17 protein-coding genes, 4 rRNA genes, 1 other RNA gene and 2 pseudogenes are annotated in these 22,259 nt (G+C 41.7%); 4 read left to right on the top strand and 20 right to left on the bottom strand.

Features of this window, described 5'->3' with window-relative positions; genetic code table 11:
* Positions 1–212: 212 nt before the first annotated feature.
* The 6 genes from ACQKTA_RS06625 to ACQKTA_RS06650 all read right to left on the bottom strand — a co-directional run bounded on the left by ACQKTA_RS06625 (position 213) and on the right by ACQKTA_RS06650 (position 8,218).
* Positions 213–1,771: ribosomal RNA gene (locus ACQKTA_RS06625) — 16S ribosomal RNA — on the bottom strand.
* A 385-nt stretch (positions 1,772–2,156) separates the two neighbouring features.
* Positions 2,157–2,272 (bottom strand): 5S ribosomal RNA (gene rrf / locus ACQKTA_RS06630).
* A gap of 71 nt (positions 2,273–2,343) precedes the next feature.
* Positions 2,344–5,256, bottom strand: a 23S ribosomal RNA gene (locus tag ACQKTA_RS06635).
* Between the two features lie 216 nt (positions 5,257–5,472).
* Positions 5,473–7,031 (bottom strand): 16S ribosomal RNA (locus tag ACQKTA_RS06640).
* The 16S, 23S and 5S rRNA genes sit together here, the layout of an rRNA operon.
* A gap of 357 nt (positions 7,032–7,388) precedes the next feature.
* Complete coding sequence (locus tag ACQKTA_RS06645) at positions 7,389–7,751, bottom strand: hypothetical protein (protein ID WP_427814522.1); 363 nt, start codon at positions 7,749–7,751, stop codon at positions 7,389–7,391.
* 86 nt (positions 7,752–7,837) lie between these two features.
* Positions 7,838–8,218 carry a CvfD/Ygs/GSP13 family RNA-binding post-transcriptional regulator gene (locus ACQKTA_RS06650; RefSeq protein ID WP_332581203.1) on the bottom strand — a complete coding sequence of 127 codons (381 nt, stop codon included), beginning with the start codon at positions 8,216–8,218 and terminating at the stop codon, positions 7,838–7,840.
* 77 nt (positions 8,219–8,295) lie between these two features.
* On the opposite strand from ACQKTA_RS06650, the pseudogene ACQKTA_RS06655 reads away from it, so the two are divergent.
* Positions 8,296–9,462: pseudogene (locus tag ACQKTA_RS06655) on the top strand (MalY/PatB family protein).
* A gap of 31 nt (positions 9,463–9,493) precedes the next feature.
* On the opposite strand, the gene ACQKTA_RS06660 reads toward ACQKTA_RS06655, so the two are convergent.
* Positions 9,494–10,081, bottom strand: a complete 588-nt coding sequence (locus tag ACQKTA_RS06660; RefSeq protein ID WP_332581205.1) for a peptidylprolyl isomerase — start codon at positions 10,079–10,081, stop codon at positions 9,494–9,496.
* Positions 10,082–10,213: 132 nt separating this feature from the next.
* On the opposite strand from ACQKTA_RS06660, the gene ACQKTA_RS06665 reads away from it, so the two are divergent.
* Entirely contained in the window at positions 10,214–11,197 is a 984-nt protein-coding gene (locus tag ACQKTA_RS06665) for an NAD(P)/FAD-dependent oxidoreductase (protein WP_427813190.1), read from the top strand.
* 19 nt (positions 11,198–11,216) lie between these two features.
* Positions 11,217–11,726: a phosphatidylglycerophosphatase A family protein gene (locus tag ACQKTA_RS06670; protein ID WP_427813192.1), complete on the top strand. Its 510-nt coding sequence runs from the start codon at positions 11,217–11,219 to the stop codon at positions 11,724–11,726.
* 18 nt (positions 11,727–11,744) lie between these two features.
* Here ACQKTA_RS06670 and ACQKTA_RS06675 read toward each other — a convergent pair whose 3' ends face one another.
* The 4 genes and pseudogenes from ACQKTA_RS06675 to ACQKTA_RS06690 form a co-directional block, all read right to left on the bottom strand.
* Positions 11,745–12,380 carry a TIGR01906 family membrane protein gene (locus ACQKTA_RS06675; protein WP_427813193.1) on the bottom strand — a complete coding sequence of 212 codons (636 nt, stop codon included), beginning with the start codon at positions 12,378–12,380 and terminating at the stop codon, positions 11,745–11,747.
* On the bottom strand, positions 12,370–13,140 hold the full coding sequence (locus ACQKTA_RS06680) for a TIGR01457 family HAD-type hydrolase (RefSeq protein WP_427813195.1): 771 nt from the start codon (positions 13,138–13,140) through the stop codon (positions 12,370–12,372). Before ACQKTA_RS06680 ends, ACQKTA_RS06675 begins: the two co-directional genes overlap by 11 nt.
* A 4-nt stretch (positions 13,141–13,144) precedes the next feature.
* Positions 13,145–13,765: a YutD family protein gene (locus ACQKTA_RS06685; protein ID WP_427813197.1), complete on the bottom strand. Its 621-nt coding sequence runs from the start codon at positions 13,763–13,765 to the stop codon at positions 13,145–13,147.
* 34 nt (positions 13,766–13,799) lie between these two features.
* Positions 13,800–15,178: pseudogene (locus ACQKTA_RS06690) on the bottom strand (bifunctional metallophosphatase/5'-nucleotidase).
* A gap of 123 nt (positions 15,179–15,301) precedes the next feature.
* Here ACQKTA_RS06690 and ACQKTA_RS06695 point away from each other — a divergent pair.
* Positions 15,302–15,775, top strand: coding sequence for a methylated-DNA--[protein]-cysteine S-methyltransferase (locus ACQKTA_RS06695; RefSeq protein WP_427813198.1), 474 nt, complete (start codon positions 15,302–15,304; stop codon positions 15,773–15,775).
* Between the two features lie 48 nt (positions 15,776–15,823).
* Here the strand turns inward: ACQKTA_RS06695 and ACQKTA_RS06700 are convergent, their stop codons facing one another.
* From ACQKTA_RS06700 to ACQKTA_RS06740, 9 genes are all read right to left on the bottom strand, one after another.
* The gene (locus ACQKTA_RS06700; RefSeq protein WP_427813200.1) at positions 15,824–16,321 is read right to left on the bottom strand and encodes an LURP-one-related/scramblase family protein; all 498 of its coding nucleotides are present in this window, start codon (positions 16,319–16,321) and stop codon (positions 15,824–15,826) included.
* A gap of 17 nt (positions 16,322–16,338) precedes the next feature.
* Positions 16,339–17,208, bottom strand: coding sequence for an SPFH domain-containing protein (locus ACQKTA_RS06705; protein ID WP_407856283.1), 870 nt, complete (start codon positions 17,206–17,208; stop codon positions 16,339–16,341).
* A gap of 140 nt (positions 17,209–17,348) precedes the next feature.
* An RNA gene (ffs, locus tag ACQKTA_RS06710) (signal recognition particle sRNA small type) lies at positions 17,349–17,430 on the bottom strand.
* 27 nt (positions 17,431–17,457) lie between these two features.
* Positions 17,458–17,961 carry a tRNA adenosine(34) deaminase TadA gene (gene tadA / locus ACQKTA_RS06715; RefSeq protein WP_427813202.1) on the bottom strand — a complete coding sequence of 168 codons (504 nt, stop codon included), beginning with the start codon at positions 17,959–17,961 and terminating at the stop codon, positions 17,458–17,460.
* A gap of 139 nt (positions 17,962–18,100) precedes the next feature.
* Positions 18,101–18,436, bottom strand: a complete 336-nt coding sequence (locus ACQKTA_RS06720) for a hypothetical protein (RefSeq protein ID WP_332581216.1) — start codon at positions 18,434–18,436, stop codon at positions 18,101–18,103.
* Between the two features lie 128 nt (positions 18,437–18,564).
* Positions 18,565–19,272, bottom strand: coding sequence for a zinc metallopeptidase (locus ACQKTA_RS06725; protein ID WP_427813204.1), 708 nt, complete (start codon positions 19,270–19,272; stop codon positions 18,565–18,567).
* A gap of 118 nt (positions 19,273–19,390) precedes the next feature.
* Positions 19,391–19,714, bottom strand: a complete 324-nt coding sequence (locus ACQKTA_RS06730) for a zinc ribbon domain-containing protein YjdM (protein ID WP_427813206.1) — start codon at positions 19,712–19,714, stop codon at positions 19,391–19,393.
* A 127-nt stretch (positions 19,715–19,841) separates the two neighbouring features.
* Positions 19,842–20,792, bottom strand: coding sequence for a DHH family phosphoesterase (locus ACQKTA_RS06735; RefSeq protein ID WP_427813208.1), 951 nt, complete (start codon positions 20,790–20,792; stop codon positions 19,842–19,844).
* A gap of 15 nt (positions 20,793–20,807) precedes the next feature.
* Positions 20,808–22,139, bottom strand: a complete 1,332-nt coding sequence (locus ACQKTA_RS06740) for a DRTGG domain-containing protein (RefSeq protein WP_427813209.1) — start codon at positions 22,137–22,139, stop codon at positions 20,808–20,810.
* Positions 22,140–22,259: the final 120 nt, after the last annotated feature.

Consider the following 22,259-nt stretch of genomic DNA (forward strand, 5'->3'; position numbering starts at 1 on the left):
CAACCTTTCGGTTGGGTCTTACTAATTTCCATGAGCGATCATGTTCCTTAGTAATAAAATAAGCAATTGAACTTATTAAAAAACTCATTCAACGCGGTGTTCTCGGTTTGTTTGGTTTGTTTCTGTATCCAGTTTTCAATGAACGATTGAGAGTAAACCTCTCAAAACTGAACGAATAAAATAACCTGTGTAGTCTCCGTAATATTCCTTAGAAAGGAGGTGATCCAGCCGCACCTTCCGATACGGCTACCTTGTTACGACTTCACCCCAATCATCTATCCCACCTTAGGCGGCTGGCTCCAAAAGGTTACCTCACCGACTTCGGGTGTTACAAACTCTCGTGGTGTGACGGGCGGTGTGTACAAGGCCCGGGAACGTATTCACCGCGGCGTGCTGATCCGCGATTACTAGCGATTCCGGCTTCATGTAGGCGAGTTGCAGCCTACAATCCGAACTGAGAGAAGCTTTAAGAGATTAGCTTAGCCTCGCGACTTCGCGACTCGTTGTACTTCCCATTGTAGCACGTGTGTAGCCCAGGTCATAAGGGGCATGATGATTTGACGTCATCCCCACCTTCCTCCGGTTTGTCACCGGCAGTCTTGCTAGAGTGCCCAACTAAATGATGGCAACTAACAATAAGGGTTGCGCTCGTTGCGGGACTTAACCCAACATCTCACGACACGAGCTGACGACAACCATGCACCACCTGTCACTTTGCCCCCGAAGGGGAAGCTCTATCTCTAGAGTGGTCAAAGGATGTCAAGACCTGGTAAGGTTCTTCGCGTTGCTTCGAATTAAACCACATGCTCCACCGCTTGTGCGGGCCCCCGTCAATTCCTTTGAGTTTCAACCTTGCGGTCGTACTCCCCAGGCGGAGTGCTTAATGCGTTAGCTGCAGCACTGAAGGGCGGAAACCCTCCAACACTTAGCACTCATCGTTTACGGCGTGGACTACCAGGGTATCTAATCCTGTTTGCTCCCCACGCTTTCGAGCCTCAGCGTCAGTTACAGACCAGAGAGCCGCCTTCGCCACTGGTGTTCCTCCATATATCTACGCATTTCACCGCTACACATGGAATTCCACTCTCCTCTTCTGCACTCAAGTTTCCCAGTTTCCAATGACCCTCCCCGGTTGAGCCGGGGGCTTTCACATCAGACTTAAGAAACCGCCTGCGCTCGCTTTACGCCCAATAAATCCGGACAACGCTTGCCACCTACGTATTACCGCGGCTGCTGGCACGTAGTTAGCCGTGGCTTTCTGGTTAGATACCGTCAAGGGATGAACTTTTTACTCTCATCCTTGTTCTTCTCTAACAACAGAGTTTTACGATCCGAAAACCTTCTTCACTCACGCGGCGTTGCTCGGTCAGACTTTCGTCCATTGCCGAAGATTCCCTACTGCTGCCTCCCGTAGGAGTTTGGGCCGTGTCTCAGTCCCAATGTGGCCGATCACCCTCTCAGGTCGGCTATGCATCGTTGCCTTGGTGAGCCGTTACCTCACCAACTAGCTAATGCACCGCGGATCCATCCTCAAGTGACGCAAAAGCGCCTTTCAAAAGAAAACCATGCGGTTTTCTTTGTTATGCGGTATTAGCACCTGTTTCCAAGTGTTATCCCCCGCTTGAGGGTAGGTTATCCACGTGTTACTCACCCGTTCGCCACTCTTTTTCTTTCGGTGGAGCAAGCTCCGGTGAAAGAAAAAGCGTTCGACTTGCATGTATTAGGCACGCCGCCAGCGTTCGTCCTGAGCCAGGATCAAACTCTCATAAAAAGTGTTTGAAACAATCTTGCGATTGTTAAGCTCAATTTTAAAAATTGACTTGCTAGCATATTGCTTGCTATGTTTTGTTTGTTTCTATTAAAAGAAACGCCCTACACATTTGGTTTGTTTTATTCGTTCAGTTTTCAAAGGTCTACATTGTTTGTCGCTTTGTTTCAGTAACTTTTATATCCTAACAGATTTAAAAGTTGATGTCAACAACTATTTTAAAAACTTTTTCAAAAAGTTTTTAAATCTGTTATTCATTAAACAACTTAGTTATAATAACTTATTTACGTTTATAAGTCAACTTATTTTATTACTAAAATAGTTTCGATGCAAACAAAATTTATTATCATAACAAGAAATAAAATTCCATCCAATTTGGATGGAATTCGCGTGGCGACGTCCTAATCTCACAAGGGGCAACCCCTCACTACAATCGGCGCTAAGAAGCTTAACTTCTGTGTTCGACATGGGAACAGGTGTATCCTTCTCGCTATCGCCACCACACTATTTGTTTGAGTAAACTTCGTTCACTCAAAACTGGATCAGAAACATTCAAACAGCCAAGATCAATTTTTTTGGTTAAGTCCTCGATCGATTAGTATCAGTCCGCTCCGTACATCACTGCACTTCCACTTCTGACCTATCTACCTGATCATCTCTCAGGGATCTTACTTTCTTAAAGAAATGGGAAATCTCATCTTGAGGTGGGCTTCACACTTAGATGCTTTCAGCGTTTATCCCTTCCCTACATAGCTACCCAGCGATGCCTCTGGCGAGACAACTGGTACACCAGCGGTAAGTCCATCCCGGTCCTCTCGTACTAAGGACAGATCCTCTCAAATTTCCAACGCCCGCGACGGATAGGGACCGAACTGTCTCACGACGTTCTGAACCCAGCTCGCGTGCCGCTTTAATGGGCGAACAGCCCAACCCTTGGGACCGACTACAGCCCCAGGATGCGACGAGCCGACATCGAGGTGCCAAACCTCCCCGTCGATGTGGACTCTTGGGGGAGATAAGCCTGTTATCCCCAGGGTAGCTTTTATCCGTTGAGCGATGGCCCTTCCATGCGGAACCACCGGATCACTAAGCCCGACTTTCGTCCCTGCTCGACTTGTAGGTCTCGCAGTCAAGCTCCCTTGTGCCTTTACACTCTGCGAATGATTTCCAACCATTCTGAGGGAACCTTTGGGCGCCTCCGTTACCTTTTAGGAGGCGACCGCCCCAGTCAAACTGCCCATCTGACACTGTCTCCCACCACGATTAGTGGTGCGGGTTAGAGTGGTCATAACACAGGGGTAGTATCCCACCAGCGCCTCTGTCGAAACTAGCGTTCCGACTTCTACGGCTCCTACCTATCCTGTACATGTGGTACAAACACTCAATATCAAACTGCAGTAAAGCTCCATGGGGTCTTTCCGTCCTGTCGCGGGTAACCTGCATCTTCACAGGTACTAAAATTTCACCGAGTCTCTCGTTGAGACAGTGCCCAAATCGTTACGCCTTTCGTGCGGGTCGGAACTTACCCGACAAGGAATTTCGCTACCTTAGGACCGTTATAGTTACGGCCGCCGTTTACTGGGGCTTCAATTCGTACCTTCGCTTACGCTAAGCACTCCTCTTAACCTTCCAGCACCGGGCAGGCGTCAGCCCCTATACGTCATCTTTCGATTTTGCAGAGACCTGTGTTTTTGATAAACAGTCGCTTGGGCCTATTCACTGCGGCTGATCGTTAGATCAGCACCCCTTCTCCCGAAGTTACGGGGTCATTTTGCCGAGTTCCTTAACGAGAGTTCTCTCGCTCACCTTAGGATTCTCTCCTCGACTACCTGTGTCGGTTTGCGGTACGGGCCATTGTTTTCTAACTAGAAGCTTTTCTTGGCAGTGTGACATCAGGAACTTCGGTACTATTATTTCCCTCCCCATCACAACTTGTCCTTAAAGATGCAAGCATTTGACTCACTTCAAGACTTGTTGCTTGGACAGACATTTCCAATCGTCTGATTCCTTAGCCTCCTGCGTCCCTCCATTGTTCAAACAAAAACAACGGGTACAGGAATATCAACCTGTTATCCATCGCCTACGCCTTTCGGCCTCGGCTTAGGTCCCGACTAACCCTGGGCGGACGAGCCTTCCCCAGGAAACCTTAGTCATTCGGTGGACAGGATTCTCACCTGTCTTTCGCTACTCATACCGGCATTCTCACTTCTAAGCGCTCCAGCAGTCCTCACGATCTACCTTCAACGCCCTTAGAACGCTCTCCTACCAACACACCTAATGGTGTGTTCCACAGCTTCGGTAATATGTTTAGCCCCGGTACATTTTCGGCGCAGGGTCACTCGACTAGTGAGCTATTACGCACTCTTTAAATGGTGGCTGCTTCTGAGCCAACATCCTAGTTGTCTGTGCAACCCCACATCCTTTTCCACTTAACATATATTTTGGGACCTTAGCTGGTGGTCTGGGCTGTTTCCCTTTCGACTATGGATCTTATCACTCACAGTCTGACTCCCAGAGATGAATGGATGGCATTCGGAGTTTATCTGAATTCGGTAACCCGAGATGGGCCCCTAGTCCAAACAGTGCTCTACCTCCATCATTCTTACTCTGAGGCTAGCCCTAAAGCTATTTCGGAGAGAACCAGCTATCTCCAAGTTCGTTTGGAATTTCTCCGCTACCCACACCTCATCCCCGCACTTTTCAACGTACGTGGGTTCGGTCCTCCAGTGCGTTTTACCGCACCTTCAACCTGGACATGGGTAGATCACATGGTTTCGGGTCTACGACCACTTACTCATTCGCCCTATTCAGACTCGCTTTCGCTACGGCTCCGTTTTTTCAACTTAACCTCGCAAGTAATCGTAACTCGCCGGTTCATTCTACAAAAGGCACGCTATCACCCATTAACGGGCTTTAACTTGTTGTAGGCACACGGTTTCAGGATCTATTTCACTCCCCTTCCGGGGTGCTTTTCACCTTTCCCTCACGGTACTGGTTCACTATCGGTCACTAGGGAGTATTTAGCCTTGGGAGATGGTCCTCCCGGATTCCGACGGAATTCCTCGTGTTCCGCCGTACTCAGGATCCTCCTAGGTGTCAGTCAAATTTTGTCTACGGGGCTTTTACCCTTTCTAGCAGACCTTTCCAGGTCCTTCGACTATCTCACTGGACTACCATATCGGAGTCCTACAACCCCAAGAGGCAAGCCTCTTGGTTTGGGCTTTTCCCGTTTCGCTCGCCGCTACTCAGGGAATCGAATTTTCTTTCTCTTCCTGCAGGTACTTAGATGTTTCAGTTCTCTGCGTCTACCTCTAATCAGCTATGTATTCACTGAAAAGTAACATCCTATAAAAGATGCTGGGTTTCCCCATTCGGAAATCTCCGGATCAAAGCTTACTTACAGCTCCCCGAAGCATATCGGTGTTAGTCCCGTCCTTCATCGGCTCCTAGTGCCAAGGCATCCACCGTGCGCCCTTATTCACTTAACCTTATCAACCTTTCGGTTGGGTCTTACTAATTTCCATGAGCGATCATGTTCCTTAGTAATAAAATAAGCAATTGAACTTATTAAAAAACTCATTCAACGCGGTGTTCTCGGTTTGTTTGGTTTGTTTCTGTATCCAGTTTTCAATGAACGATTGAGAGTAAACCTCTCAAAACTGAACGAATAAAATAACCTGTGTAGTCTCCGTAATATTCCTTAGAAAGGAGGTGATCCAGCCGCACCTTCCGATACGGCTACCTTGTTACGACTTCACCCCAATCATCTATCCCACCTTAGGCGGCTGGCTCCAAAAGGTTACCTCACCGACTTCGGGTGTTACAAACTCTCGTGGTGTGACGGGCGGTGTGTACAAGGCCCGGGAACGTATTCACCGCGGCGTGCTGATCCGCGATTACTAGCGATTCCGGCTTCATGTAGGCGAGTTGCAGCCTACAATCCGAACTGAGAGAAGCTTTAAGAGATTAGCTTAGCCTCGCGACTTCGCGACTCGTTGTACTTCCCATTGTAGCACGTGTGTAGCCCAGGTCATAAGGGGCATGATGATTTGACGTCATCCCCACCTTCCTCCGGTTTGTCACCGGCAGTCTTGCTAGAGTGCCCAACTAAATGATGGCAACTAACAATAAGGGTTGCGCTCGTTGCGGGACTTAACCCAACATCTCACGACACGAGCTGACGACAACCATGCACCACCTGTCACTTTGCCCCCGAAGGGGAAGCTCTATCTCTAGAGTGGTCAAAGGATGTCAAGACCTGGTAAGGTTCTTCGCGTTGCTTCGAATTAAACCACATGCTCCACCGCTTGTGCGGGCCCCCGTCAATTCCTTTGAGTTTCAACCTTGCGGTCGTACTCCCCAGGCGGAGTGCTTAATGCGTTAGCTGCAGCACTGAAGGGCGGAAACCCTCCAACACTTAGCACTCATCGTTTACGGCGTGGACTACCAGGGTATCTAATCCTGTTTGCTCCCCACGCTTTCGAGCCTCAGCGTCAGTTACAGACCAGAGAGCCGCCTTCGCCACTGGTGTTCCTCCATATATCTACGCATTTCACCGCTACACATGGAATTCCACTCTCCTCTTCTGCACTCAAGTTTCCCAGTTTCCAATGACCCTCCCCGGTTGAGCCGGGGGCTTTCACATCAGACTTAAGAAACCGCCTGCGCTCGCTTTACGCCCAATAAATCCGGACAACGCTTGACACCTACGTATTACCGCGGCTGCTGGCACGTAGTTAGCCGTGGCTTTCTGGTTAGATACCGTCAAGGGATGAACTTTTTACTCTCATCCTTGTTCTTCTCTAACAACAGAGTTTTACGATCCGAAAACCTTCTTCACTCACGCGGCGTTGCTCGGTCAGACTTTCGTCCATTGCCGAAGATTCCCTACTGCTGCCTCCCGTAGGAGTTTGGGCCGTGTCTCAGTCCCAATGTGGCCGATCACCCTCTCAGGTCGGCTATGCATCGTTGCCTTGGTGAGCCGTTACCTCACCAACTAGCTAATGCACCGCGGATCCATCCTCAAGTGACGCAAAAGCGCCTTTCAAAAGAAAACCATGCGGTTTTCTTTGTTATGCGGTATTAGCACCTGTTTCCAAGTGTTATCCCCCGCTTGAGGGTAGGTTATCCACGTGTTACTCACCCGTTCGCCACTCTTTTTCTTTCGGTGGAGCAAGCTCCGGTGAAAGAAAAAGCGTTCGACTTGCATGTATTAGGCACGCCGCCAGCGTTCGTCCTGAGCCAGGATCAAACTCTCATAAAAAGTGTTTGAAACAATCTTGCGATTGTTAAGCTCAATTTTAAAAATTGACTTGCTAGCATATTGCTTGCTATGTTTTGTTTGTTTCTATTAAAAGAAACGCCCTACACATTTGGTTTGTTTTATTCGTTCAGTTTTCAAAGGTCTACATTGTTTGTCGCTTTGTTTCAGTAACTTTTATATCTTAACAGATTTAAAAGTTAATGTCAACAACTATTTTGAAGTTTTTTTAATTTCAAAAGTCATTGTTCGGTTTTTGCTGCATCAGCAACGTTTATTAATTTACCATGTTATTAATGATTGGTCAATAGTTTTTTTCATAAAAAAAGAACTTATTTTCATAAGCTCTTTTCTTAATGATTATTCAAATAAAGGTACGCCCTCAATTTCAATAGTTCCAAGAATCTTCCGAACGCTTTCTGGACTTTCCCATGCAAATCCTTCAGGCAATTCGGTTGCTTCTGGACTAACCATTTCAAACACGTATAAAGGTAAATTGCTTCCTTGTGACTGAGTATTTGTTAACTCAACCAAGCGGATGTCGTTTACATCAATATGCAATGTACTCTTTAAAAAATTTAAAAAACTAGCTAAAACTGTATTCTCTGCTTTAGTATCAGTGCGAGCAAATTCTCTCTCATTTCCAATTTCGTGAACTAAAAAACGTTTTGATCCATCTTCTAAGTGCAACATGATTGTTCCAGATACTTGTTTTGTCACAATTTTCACCTCTGCAAAAAGCTAATCATAAATCGCCATCATTGTATCATGTTTTCTGAAAAAAAGATATTTTTTGCATAAAACCTATATTAATTTTCCACTCGTTCTTTCAATAAATAATCAATCGCATCTTCTGTCCAAATAGGCATATTTTTTTCAATCGAACGAAAACCAATATTTTTATTACGGTTGGTAAAGTACCGTTTACGATGATAAGGTATCTCTGTTTTATGATCCGCTAATGTACGCAAGGACAAACTGATTTTTTTCGTATATTCATCAATATCAATAATCTGTACTTTGATCGTTTGACCAATTTCTAAAAAGCTGTGGATGTTCTTAGTAAATCCTGATTGAATCTCCGAAACATGAATCAGTCCTTGAGTCTGCTCATCTAGCGAAATGAATGCGCCATATGGCTGGATACCTGTTACACGTCCTTCAATAATATCTCCAATTTTATATCCCATTCGTTTCCCTCTTTTCGTATGATTCATTATACTGTACTTAGTAATAAAATAGAAGTTTAGACATTGGAGGAAGATGTATGACTAATTTTAATCAGCCAATTGATCGTTTAGGAACCAATAGTATCAAATGGGACACCATTTAAAAAAACTATAATGAAAAAGAGCTTCTACCTTTATGGATCGCTGATATGGATTTCAAAACGCCGCCCGCTGTTTTAGAAGCTTATCAAAAATTATTAAACGATGGTGTTCTTGGCTATAGCGATATTTCAGACAGTCTCTATCAAAAAATCATCGCTTGGGAAAATAGACAGCATGAATTGAATCTCAATAAGGAAGAAATTCTCTTTTTCTCCGGTGTATTGGCAGGAATTACTACTGCTATCCAAGCATTGACAAAACCAAATGATACCATTCTGATTCACGATCCTGTTTATCCACCTTTTGCTACGATCATTACTAATAACCGGAGAAAATTAGTTCGCAGTCGTTTGATTGAAAAAAATCACCGATTCGTCATTGATTTTGGTGATTTAGAAGAAAAATTCAATAAGCAACAAGTAAAACTGATGATTCTATGCAATCCGCATAATCCTGGAGGTCGTGTCTGGTCTGAAACGGAATTGAATCAGCTTGGAAGACTATGTAAAAAATATGATGTTCTTGTATTAAGTGATGAGATCCACCAAGATCTAGTCTTTGCGCCTAACCGTATGACTTCATTCTTTAATGCCGGAGAAAATTTTAGTGATTTTAGTATTCAATTTACTTCAATGACCAAGACATTTAATTTAGCTGGAATAAAAAATTCACTGGCTTTTGTCAAAAATAAAAAGCTGCGTGACTTACTATTAAATAAGCAACAAGAAAATTTCCAACAAGAAATCAATACATTTGGGTTAGTCGGTATGGAAGCAGCTTATCAGGCTGGCGAGCCATGGTTAAATGACTTATTGGGCTACCTCCAATCAAATATAGTTTTTACTTTAGAATATTTCCGTATACATTTACCAAAAGCAATAGTAATGGAGCCTGAAGCTACTTACTTATTATGGATTGATTTTTCAGCGTATGGTTTTTCAGATAGTGAATTAGAAGAACGTTTAGTCCATAAAGGAAAAGTCGTATTAAATACTGGTGTCAGTTATGGATCTGGCGGTAAACAACATATGCGATTAAACGTCGCTTGTCCGCGTTCTATTTTGGAAGAAGGATTAAAACGAATCGTTTTGGCTTTAAACTAAAAAAAGAACGGCCGCTTGGCCGTTCTTTTTTTTAGTCAGAGATTTCGATTGATTCGATTACGATATCATGTACTGGTTTGTCTTGAGCACCGCGTTTAGCATTGCCGATACTATCAACAACATCCATACCTTCTGTCACTTGTCCGAAAACTGTATGACGGAAGTCTAGCCAAGGAGTTCCTCCTTGTTTATATGTTTCGATGATTTCACCTGGAAAACCGGCTTCTTCTAATTGAGCCATCATGTTGGCTGGAACATTTTGGTTGTTTACGATGAAGAACTGGCTTCCATTTGTATTAGGACCAGCATTCGCCATTGATAAAGCACCACGTAAGTTGAATAGGTTACGTGAAAATTCATCTTCAAATTTTTCACCATAAATACTTTCGCCACCCATGCCTGTACCGGTTGGATCGCCACCTTGAATCATGAAATCCGGAATCACACGGTGGAAAATCACGCCATCGTAATAACCCTTCTTCGCCAATTGTACAAAGTTTTCAACTGTTTTTGGTGCTTCTTCAGGGAATAGTTGAACAGTAATATCTCCCATATTTGTTTTGATTGTCGCTTTTGGACCTTTTTCTTCTGTTAGGTTTAATTGTGGAAATTGAGACACTTCAAATTCCTCCTTTATTTTTTGCTCCATCTATCATAACAAACTTTTACCGTTTTGCCACCTCCTTAAGCTAAGCGGTTCTTTCTATTTAAATTATTTGTTACAATTGAGCAGGAAAGAAAGGGTGAGGATATGGAAATTTTTGATATAACCATTGTAGGCGCAGGCCCCGTTGGGATGTTTGCTGCCTTTTATGCAGGGATACGTCAAGCAAAAACAAAGCTGATCGACAGCTTACCGCAACTTGGCGGACAGTTGACAACACTTTACCCTGAGAAAAATATTTATGATATTCCTGGGTTTCCCATTGTTAAAGCGGCAGACCTGGTCAGCAATTTAGAAAAACAACTACGGACCTTCTCACATACGTATTGTTTGGATGAAGAAGTACTAGAATTAAAGCAATATGATGATTATTTAGAGTTGATTACTAATAAAGAGAGTCATTATACCAAAGCCGTCGTGTTAGCGATCGGTAATGGCTCGTTCCAACCTAGACGCTTGCAAATCGAACAAGCAGATAAATTCGAAAATCATGGGATAGATTATTATATCAACGACTTGATGAAATATGCCGGCAAAAAAGTGGCAATTGCAGGCGGCGGGGATTCTGCGATTGATTGGGCCTTGATGTTAGAACCGATCGCCGATGAAGTCTCACTGATCCATCGGCGCGATCAATTCCGCGGTCATGAACATAGTGTTGAAAAGTTAAAAACTTCTTCCGTCAACATTTATACGCCATATATTTTGACAGAATTGAACGGTGAGCAAGAATTAGATCGTTTAACTTTGCAAAAAACGAAGAGCGATGAGACAATTAATTTGAATATTGATTACTTGATTGTTAATTATGGGTTTTCTTCTTCACTTGAACATTTACGTTCTTGGGGACTCGAAAGCACTCGTCAAGCAATCCTAGTGGAACCAGATATGCGTACTTCTATCCCTGGGGTCTATGCGTGCGGCGATATCGCAACCTATGATGGAAAAGTAAAATTGATTGCGACTGGCATGGGCGAAGCCCCTACAGCTGTTAACAATGCTCTCCATTACATCAATCCGAAAAACCGGACACAACCAGGACACAGTACCAGTCTATTTCCACAAAAATAGATTTGATGGAGGCAAAAGAATGGTCTACAAAACAACCACATTAGAACAAAACGCCCGTGACTTATTGGAAGAACGCGGTGTAACGATCAAAGATATCGCTGAATTGGTTTTCTTTTTACAAAAAGATTATATCTCTGACTTGGATATCCAAGTATGCATGGACAGTGTTGATCGCGTATTGACTAAACGTGAGGTTCATAACGCAATCATCACTGGGATCGCATTGGATAAATTAGCTGAACAAAAAAAATTAGATGATCCATTGCAAAAAATTCTTGAAGAAGATGAAGGGTTATACGGTATCGATGAAATCATGGCACTATCGATCGTCAATGTTTACGGTTCGATCGGCTTTACTAACTATGGGTATATCGACAAGGTAAAACCTGGAATCTTAAAAAAATTAAATGAACATGATGGTATACATGTTCATACTTTTTTAGATGATTTAGTCGGGGCAATTGCGGCTTCAGCTGCTAGTCGTTTAGCACATGAAGATCCGGGCAAGTTGGATTCTATCGTCAAATAAGAGCATTAAAAAAAGAGCTTACTGCTCTTTTTTTAATGCTCTTTTTCCAAAATAAATTGGTAGAAAGTAAAAAATTTCTAACAAAATAAAAAATAAGATAAAACAGTGTAAGAAAAAAGTCTCCGGTAAAACATTGATAATTGGATCAGTTGCAGGATTAAAGATCCACGCATCATTATTAAAGAACAATCCATGAAATGTTATAAAGAATTGATCAAAATTAACTGCCATTAAAAACGCGATAACGATTGGTACGACCATCGCCAATTTAAACGGCTGGATCAATGTCCAAAGTCGCTTTTGCTTAATGAGTCTTCTTACATAAAAAACGTTTGGAACAACCGTCACAATCAAAAGACCATAATTCAAAAGAAACAACCTTTTGACTTCATAGAAATGCAAAGCTCCACTCGCTGAAAGTGGAAAATCATCCAGCTTCAAGTTATGGATCCAAGGCGTGTTCAAATACTGCATCAACTGATCAAAATTATGCAATAACTCCTTGTCCGATAGCGTCGTATAATCTAATAAGTTTAAGTGCATGATATCAAACCGATACAACCAACGGGCATTGATCGTCAACGTGATCGCCAGTGTTAATAATGCTACAATCAGACACACCAACCCAATTTTATCGAACCATTTACTTTTCATCAAAGCTCCACTCGTCTAAAGAATCGACTAAATGAGTCGGTTGCACTGGCAGATCAGGTACTTCTTCTTTTTGCGTAAAGCCGGATAAAACTAATAAAGAATCGATTCCATTATTGATACCCGCAAGAATATCCGTCGTGTAATTATCGCCCACCATCAACACTTCTGATTTAGCTAACCCTAGTATTTCTAAGCCTTTTTCCATGATAATCGCTTCAGGTTTACCGATATAAATTGCTGATCGCTGTGTAGAAGCTTCGATCAAAGCGATCACCGAGCCAGCACCAGGTAATAATCCTCGTTCTGTCGGAATATTTTTATCGGGATTGGTTCCGATAAAAGTCGCTCCCTTTTGAATTGCTAACGTTGCTGTCACAAATTTTTCGTAGGTGACTTCCGTGTCTAAGCCCACGACAACATAGTCTGGATTTTCAGTGTCCCATTCATAGCCAGCAGCTAAAATCGGATCGATCAAACCCGGTTCACCAATCACGAATACTTTTTTACCTTTATCTGCATCGTTCATATAATCAATCGTTGCCAAAGTCGCCGTATAAACAGTCTCTGGGCTAACATAGATTGAAAATTCATTTGCTAAACGATCTGCTACCGTTTGCGGTGTCTTTGTCGTATTGTTCGTCAAAAATAAAAAAGGAATTTGACGTGCTTGAAGCTGCTCGACAAACCGACGTCCTGCAGGGATTGGTTCGCTTCCACGATAGATCGTTCCGTCTAGATCAATTAAATATCCTTTATACATATACCTACTCTTCTCTTTGACGAATCACAAAGCGTTCATCTTTTTCTTTGGTTTTCGCTGGAGCGGCTTTTTTCGGTTGACGATTTTTGATCACAGGTTTCTTTTTCTGTGTTTCCGAAACAGTCGCTTTTTTCTCTTCTACAAATGCTTGCGGTTTATCTTTACGTTTTCGTTTTCGTTTTTTACGATTTTGCTGACGTTTGCCGTCCGTCCGTTCCAATACAAAATACGCACAACCAAAATTGCAATATTCATATAAATAATCTTCTAAAGCATCGATCCGTTGCTCAGGCATGCTCTTTCGATCATCTTCTCGGAAAAAGCCCTTCAAACGTAATTGGTCATATCCCCAATCTCCTACAACATAATCATAGCGCGTCAAGACCTCACTAAAGCGTTCACCTAAACGTTCGGCATCAAAGCCTTCACGGTAATTTCTAACTAAACGATATTGGCGTTCGCCAATTAAAAGATTGCTGTCATCTACAAAAACGACATGCTCACCTTTTTTCTTTTCTTCAGCGGGCGTCTCGACGATTTCATCTAAGACTTCAGTCATCTCTTGCGTAACTGTTTTTTCAGTTGTTTGTTGCTGCTCTTTTTGGTCTTTTTTTTCTCTTGTCATCGTCTCACCACCTATTTGTTATTATACCTTGTTTTTATTTGATTGGATAGTGAGTATACAGATAGTCACCCACAACTGTCCGAATAAAAGCCGGAAATAAAAATTCATACCGACCAGCAATTTCGATCGTCGGAAAGAAGGGAACAAACATGAAATGATCCACTGTTGCAATCGTATATTCTAACTCAGGATCAACTAATTCCCCAAGCCAACGAACTTGATGATTGATAGCATCGTATTCAATTCCGTCATATACGAGATGTCCAAAAACTTTTCCACGAAAGCCCATCCCCATAACTGGGAAATTAATCAAAAAGTGGCGGTTTTTTTCCATTTCTAAAACCAACCGAATCAAATCATTTCCTGTCAAGGTTACTTTGATCAAATGCATCGGATGTGGCAAGGCAGTATGCAGTTGATCTTGATTGATCACCCCCGCCGGAATATCTGTTAAAAATAGACCCGAATTCAGAACAGCCGCTTCAGTCCCCGCAGCTTCTTTAACGGCCTTTAAGGCGTAGTTGATCATTGGGTGTGCAGAAGCGATATCTGTTTCTAAAACAAAAGGTAGTTGCGCTACTTTTTTTCCGATAATAAGCGATGGCCTTCGTCTAGATAGCCTGCGATCTCCGCTCGATCCTCTGGGATATCCAACATTTTTTCTGTTGCAAACGTTCGAGCAACAGTTTTTTGGATCTGATGATTCTCATCTATCATCACTTGTACTTCACCAACGTAATAACCATATTTACCGGCAGCAGCTAGTTGAACGTCACCGACTTTTTCCCCGTTTTCAAATAAATGATGGGTATGGGACCCTAAAATCACATCGATCTCAGACAGTTCTTTAGCGATCAAGCGGTCAGCGCTGATACCTAAGTGACTCATCAATACGACAACATCTACTTTAGATCGCAGGTTAGAAATCAACTCGGGTAAAATATCCATTACTTGACGGATATCCCAACCATTAGGATTGTACGTTAAAGGAAATGGTGCTGTAAATGCTACTAATCCAATTTTTGTTCCTAATTCAGTCGTGATGATTTTACAAGGTTGGGACCAAGCTGGCGGCTGCAATGTTTTTTTATCAAATAAATTATCTAGCACGATATCAAAATTAGCTTGATCGTATAAATGGTTCAATTCCTCTTTAGAATTTCCTACACCTTCATTATTTCCGATCGTTGCTGCATCGTAATGAATCTGATTCATCAGCTCGATATTGGCTTGACCATTCGTTGCTTCGGTCAACGGATGCCAACGATCGACAAAATCGCCTAAGTCGATCGTGATCACAGTTTGATCAGCCGTTTCCTCTTGTTTACGTTCTGTTAAAAAACGACGAATCTTAGGCCAATTTTCTAAGTGGGAATGTAGATCATTGGTATGTAAAAAGATAATTTTTTCCATTGTTCTACCTCTTTTCGACTCTTTACGTTCCATCTATAGTACCATAGAGCTACACTAGAAGCGTTGACAGAAGTATTCAACTTCTGCTTTTGTCATCTCCAATCTAAAAAAGTAGGTGGGTACATGAAGTTCGAATCTTCCCTGGGCACTATTTGGTTAAATGCTGATCCACATTTTTTGACTCAGATTTCTTATACACCAATCGATGAACATCCTTTAGCAAATCAGACTCTTTTGCTCCAAGCACAAACACAAATCTTAGAATATCTAAATGGCGAACGAAAAGCATTTGATCTTCCCTATACATTTGAATATGGTACAGTTTTTCAACAAGAAGTTTGGCACGCGCTGGCAAAAATACCTTATGGATCAACTTGCAGTTATCAAGCAGTAGCTGAAAGTATCCAACGACCAAAGGCGGTACGAGCATTAGGTCAAGCCAATCGCAAGAATCCGTTGCCGATTTTGATCCCTTGCCATCGAGTGATTGGAAAAGGCGGCCAATTGGTCGGTTATTCTGGCTCAAGTGCAGAAGGGTTAAAAATCAAACAACAATTATTAGCTCTTGAAAATCCCGAATTTAAAATAAACGACTAATCGATTGCAAAAAAAGCACCGCAACTTTAATCAGTTGCAGTGCTTTTTTTAATCTGAAGATGACGAGGCATTAGAATTTTCGTCATCTTTCACACAGTCGATCGCGATGACTAGCGAAACAATCAATTCCTCTAATGAATCATTTAAAATCGTGATTTCATAAGAATCACCCCACGAAATCCAGCGCTTATGAATTTCAGCAACTTTGCGGCCTTTTTGAGAAACCTCAAAATCCATATCCCACCAATTGCCTTCTACTTTGATGTCTTCTGCTGAAATGGCATATTTCGCCTTAAAGACACTCAAATGTTTTGAAATTTCAATCGCGTCTTTACCATCTATTTCAACAGTAAATTTAGGTAGAAGACTAATCACTTTCTTAGTGATTTTACTGACTTCGTTACCTTTTTCATCTTCAATCCGAAAAGTTTTAGGAATCTTCAAAAAGCTGCCTTTGACAAAGTATCGAGGGCGTTGGTCCTCATCTATAACGGTAAATTTTTCACCAATACTAAAGACTTTTTGTTTGATGTACAGTTTTTTCATTTAGGTTCCTCCCCTTATTATTTTTCAGACAAATCACCTGTATTGATCACAGGTTGTGTTCCTTTATCCGTGATAATAGAAACAAGCAGATTATTGATCAATTGGACTTTTCGGTCATCTGTAAAGTGAATATCTTGCCCGTTTTCAATTTGTTCCAAAGCCATTTGAGTCATCGTAACGGCCCCTTCTACAATTGTTTGACGAGCTGATAAAATAGCTCTTGCTTGTTGTCGTTGCAACATTGCATTAGCAATTTCAGTTGCATAAGCTAAATGATTCAAACGAGTCTCAATCACTTCTACTCCTGCCATCGCTAGGCGTTCTTGTAATTCTTTTGCTAACTCTTCTGACACTTCTGCGGTATTGCCTCGCAATGTTAAATCGTCTTCGTTGAAAGTATCATATGAATATTGCGTGGCGATATGCCGAATCGCCGTTTCACTTTGGATCTCAACAAAATCCAAATAATAATCAACATCGAACAAGGCTTTAGCTGTATCTACTACCTTAAAAACGACAACTGCTGAAATTTCTACTGGGTTCCCATCGGCATCATTTACTTTGAGTAACGAGCTGTTAAAGTTTCGAACCTTCAAGGATATAGGGATTTTCCGAGTCAAAGGGGTCGTAATAAACAAACCATTCTCTTTGATCGTTCCTAAATATTTGCCAAAAAACAAAACAGCTTTTGCGTTGTTGGGGCCTACAATTGTCAATGAACTAAGAAATAGTGCGGCGATGATCCATAATAGAATACCTATAATGATCAGACCAAAACTAGCTCGGTTATCTCCAGTTGCTACACACCATAGACCAGCTAACAAAACGAGGATCAATCCAACTAAACCAAGATACCCATTGATATGAAATGCGTTTTTCTCTTTCATCCTTAACACCTCCAGGATTTGCTAGCTTTAGTTTACGCTTTATTTAAAATCGCTTCAATTAATTACGTTTAATACTAAATAAACATCGTTAAAATTTTAGGCAAAAAAAAAGCAGGCGCTCAGCCTACCATTATCATCTCTATAACAGACACATGCCGGATCCTGCTTAGTGCTGCTTCCTTCCGGATCTGACACAATTCACAAGCCCGACATTGTCCTGCCTTTCGGCAAGAATTAGTATAACAAATTCTATTCTTTTTGACTAGTCTTTTTTTTGCGAGCTCGCAGTTGGCGGAAAAAATTAGTCAATAATGCCCCGCATTCAGCCTCCAAGATTCCGCCTTCCACATACGCTCGATGATTAAAACGCTCGTCTGTCAACAGATTCATCAACGTACCAGCAGTTCCACCTTTAGGGTCATACGCCCCAAAATAGACTTCTTCAACTCGTGATAAAATCATGCCGCCGCTACACATCGGGCATGGCTCTAACGTCACAAAAATTTGACACTTTTCCAACCGCCAATTATCTAATTTTTTACATGCTTCTCGAATCGCAAACATTTCCGCATGACTCGTAGCATCTTGACTGTGCTCTCTCAGGTTATGTCCTCGTCCGATGATTTCTCCTTGGTAAACAACGACAGCACCAATCGGAACCTCAGCAAGGGCTTCCGCTTTTTTCGCTTCGTCGATCGCAGCCTGCATAAAAAAATTTTTTTCTTCTTCGGTTAGTTGACTTTCACGTTCCATGTCTTTCCTCGCTCACTTTTTTAACTTAAATCGTCTTTTTACTCTATCATAATTACCACTACAAAAAAACTACCCATTGTCACCAATAAGTAGTTTGAAGTGCGAAAATAGCAGACTTACAGAAAGTACCGCTATATTTTTACATTACTTTATCAACAAAATCCATCAATTTACTTCTTAGATCTTCGGTCGTATCTTTGATGGAATCACCATAGACCGATACGCGCTTTTTTCCGCTTTTAATTTTATCCAAAATATTCATCATATTGTCTAGATCGTCATCAGATAATTTATCAACGATCGATAACAACGTTTCACTACCATCAAATTTATCATTCACAAAACGTTTTACTTTATGACGATTCGTAGCATGACGAGCCTTCTCGATTAGCTGTCCGGAAATAACCACGGCGGTTGCTGTACTGGCTGCAAAAATAACTCCTACTCCAATTTTTACTTTAGTTGATTTTTTCATGGTATCAGCTCCTTTTCTTCATGATAACACACTCTTAAAATTTAAAATAATCAAGTGCATCCTACTAACGAAAGCGTCATCATAAAATTGGGCAGAAATAAAAAAAAGAACCGACAACTGTCGATTCTTTAATCACGATTGCGATTTCCGCCGAATAATAAAACTAGTCGCAATAACTGTAAAAAGGTTGCTAAGGCAGCCGCTACATAAGTCAAAGCTGCGGCTACTAATACTTTCCGAGCTGCCGCAAGCTCATCTTCTTGCAACAGACCGCCTTCTCTTAGAATAGCTAATGCTCTGCGAGAGGCATCAAATTCTACTGGCAAAGTCACTAATTGAAAGATCAAGGCTAATGAGAAAGCAAAAATCCCAATATTGATCAAAGTATAATTCCAACTCATAAATACCCCAATCATAATCAATGGGAAAGATAATGTTGAACCAATATTTGCTACTGGGACGATGGCTGCTCGCAAACGCAAAGGTAAATAATTTTTAGCATCTTGAACCGCATGCCCACATTCGTGAGCTGCTACTCCGATCGCAGCTACCGATGTAGATTGTGCTGTCGCTTCTGATAAACTGAGCATCTTATTCCCGCTATTATAATTATCCGTTAGATTCCCTGAAATCTGCTGAACACCGACATCCGTGATGCCTTGACTACGCAAGATATATTCAGCGGCAGAAGTTCCAGTCACACCTTTACTACTACGGAATTCATCGTATTTGCGAAACGTTGAATTTACATAAGCAGAGGCTAAGCCAGAAATGACTAATCCTGCGATCACTAATAAAAATGTGGGGTCAAAAAAATTGTAATAGGATCCGTACATAAACATTCTCCTCTGATCAAGAAATTTTACTGTTCACTAAATCAGAACAGCTTCTTAATATAAGTGTAGCACGAAAGATGTATTTTTTTATGAATGTCTTGCTAAATTTTGCTCTCTTTTAAAGCTTCTTAACGAATTCTGATTTTAATTTCATCGGGCCAAAGCCGTCGACTTTGCAATCGATGTTATGATCGCCTTCGACCAACCGAATATTTTTGACTTTTGTTCCTTGTTTGATCGCACCTGAAGCCCCTTTGACTTTCAAATCCTTGATTACTGTCACGCTGTCTCCATCTTGCAAAATATTTCCATTACTATCTTTAACAACTAGTCCTTCTTCGATTGTTTCACTTTCAGACCACTCATGACCGCATTCCGGACAAACAAATAATCCACGATCTTCATATGTATACTCTGATTGACACATTGGGCAATTTTGCATGCTCTTCCTCCAATAAACTATTTTTATGAATATTTAGTTTAACGGAAATCAACGTGCTTGAAAAGCCTTTCTCAATAAAAAAGACTGTACAAAGGTCTTTTTACCTTTTATACAGTCTCATTTCATATTATTTATTTTCTTGATAATCCGCACACAGTACTTGAATTTTTTGATAAATTTCTTGGCACATTGCTTGGTCTTTAGCATTCGCTCCACTAGCTAACGGATGCCCCCCACCGTGATATTGCTTAGCTAATTCATTGATTACCGGGCCTTTAGATCGTAAGCGAACTCGATAATAACCTTCTGGTTGTTCAACAAAAACAGCCCACGCTAATACAGTATCGATCGTCCCTGGTACTGGAACCAACGCGGCTGTATCTGAATCTTTGATCCCATACTTATTTAAGATTGCTTGATCCAAAATCACATAACCCGCGCCCTGCTCATCGATCTGTAAATTCTGATAAAGATAACCAGAAAGTTTGGCTACTTCCAATGAAATTTGATCGATCTGACGATTCAATTTAGCTGAATCAAAACCATGATCTAATAATTTAGCTGCTACCATCAAAGTATGAGAAGTAGTTGCCGGATACAAGAAACGACCCGTATCACCCACTATTCCGCCATATAAAAGACGCGCAGCATTTTCTGTGATCACCAAATCTTCAGTAAAAGCTAAATCGGCAATGATTTCACTACAGCTGCTGGCTTTTGTATTCACCCATAGAAGATCACCATACGGATCATCATTCGGATGATGATCGATTTTGATTAATTTATCGCCTAATTTGTACCGCTCATCACTGATTCGCGGTGCATTTGCGGTGTCGGTCACGATCACTAATGCGCCTGTGTATAAATCATCCGCGATTTCATCCATTTCAGCTAAAAACCCGAGTCCTTCCACCGGACCACCAACTTGATAGATATCTTTTTCTGGGTATGTTGCTCGCAAGATTTCAGCTAATCCACACTGAGAACCCAAGGCATCTGGGTCTGGGCGCATATGGCGATGAATGATGATGCGGTCATATTGCTGGATCATCGCAACGATTTTTTCAGTTATTGTCATGTAAAATTCCTCTTTCTACGAACGTTCCATCACTTGGCAAACAACGATTGCTTTGGCCACGATCACATTATCGATATAAACTTCTAAATCAACTTTTGCTGAACGACGCCCCAATTCCAATGTTTTTGAATGGATTTCGATTTCACTTTCTAATTGGATCAAACGTAAATAATGCAAGTTCATTTGTTCAATCAACGTATTACGGCGCTGGTCCAATAAAATACTTCGTTGCGCTACATTAGCAACGATTTCACTTAAAACACCAAAAGAAATCGTTCCCACGCTGTTGACCATCTGCGGAGTAACTTCAAATCTAAAATAGGGATTTTCTAACGGGTTATCCTCCCGGTCAGTATCGATCGTAATGATGTCTCCTACGATTTGATCAGAAATCGTATTCGACATTTGTGGTTGCCGTTGGACTAGTTGCATCGCCTTCATCACATCTTGACGACTGACCATCCCAACAAGTGATAGATCATCTTTTACCACCGGCATCATCTCTAAGCCGTCCCAAATCATTTGGTGACTGACTGAAGCCACGCTCATACTTTGCTTAACCACATTGGGTTCACGAGTCATCACCCGATCGATCAATTGATTATCTGCTTTTCCTAAAACATCTTTTGCCGTTACTACACCTAAAACACGCAAACTTTTATTTACGACTGGAAAACGCGAATGGCCTGTTTGTTCTGATAAACGGTGATAGCTTGAAATCGTATCCCCAGATTGCAGATACACGGTTTTTTCTAATGGCATATAGATATCACTAACCTGCATGATGTCTTTTTTGATCAATTGATCGCTCAACGCTCGATTGATCATTGTCGCTACGGTAAAAGAATCGTACGTGGTACTTAAAACAGGGAGATTCAACTCATCAGCAAGTTGTGAGATCTCATCAGTTGTTCCAAATCCACCTGTGATCAAGACTGCAGCGCCATCTTGCAATGCTAATTTTTGTGCACCTTCTCGATTCCCGATAATCAATAAAGAACCTGGCGTGATATAGCGGCGCATGGCATCTACCGTCATCGCACCGATCACAAATTTATTCAGATCTTTATCTAGCCCATTAGCTCCGCCTAATACTTCACCTTCAATGATTCGAACGACTTCACCAAACGTTAAACGTTCGATATTTTTTTTCAATTTTCTTTCGATGCGGATTGTTCCCACGCGCTGGATCGTAGAAACTAACCCAATATTTTCTGCATCTTTAATGGCACGATAAGCCGTGCCTTCACTAACATTCAAATTTTTTGCGATACTGCGCACAGAGATGCGTTCACCCACCGGCAGACTCTCAATATGTTCCAGAATCAAATCATGTTTTGTCGCCATAACTTCCTCCTGTTTTAGCGTATATTTATCATAAATAGTACAGCTTAGCAAAACTAGTATAACAGAGTGTTACAAAAAAAGAAGTCAACCGTTACCATACACGTAACGAGTGACTTCTTT

This window comes from Enterococcus sp. 22-H-5-01 (assembly GCF_050310005.1).
GTDB classification, from domain to species: domain Bacteria; phylum Bacillota; class Bacilli; order Lactobacillales; family Enterococcaceae; genus Enterococcus_A; species Enterococcus_A hailinensis.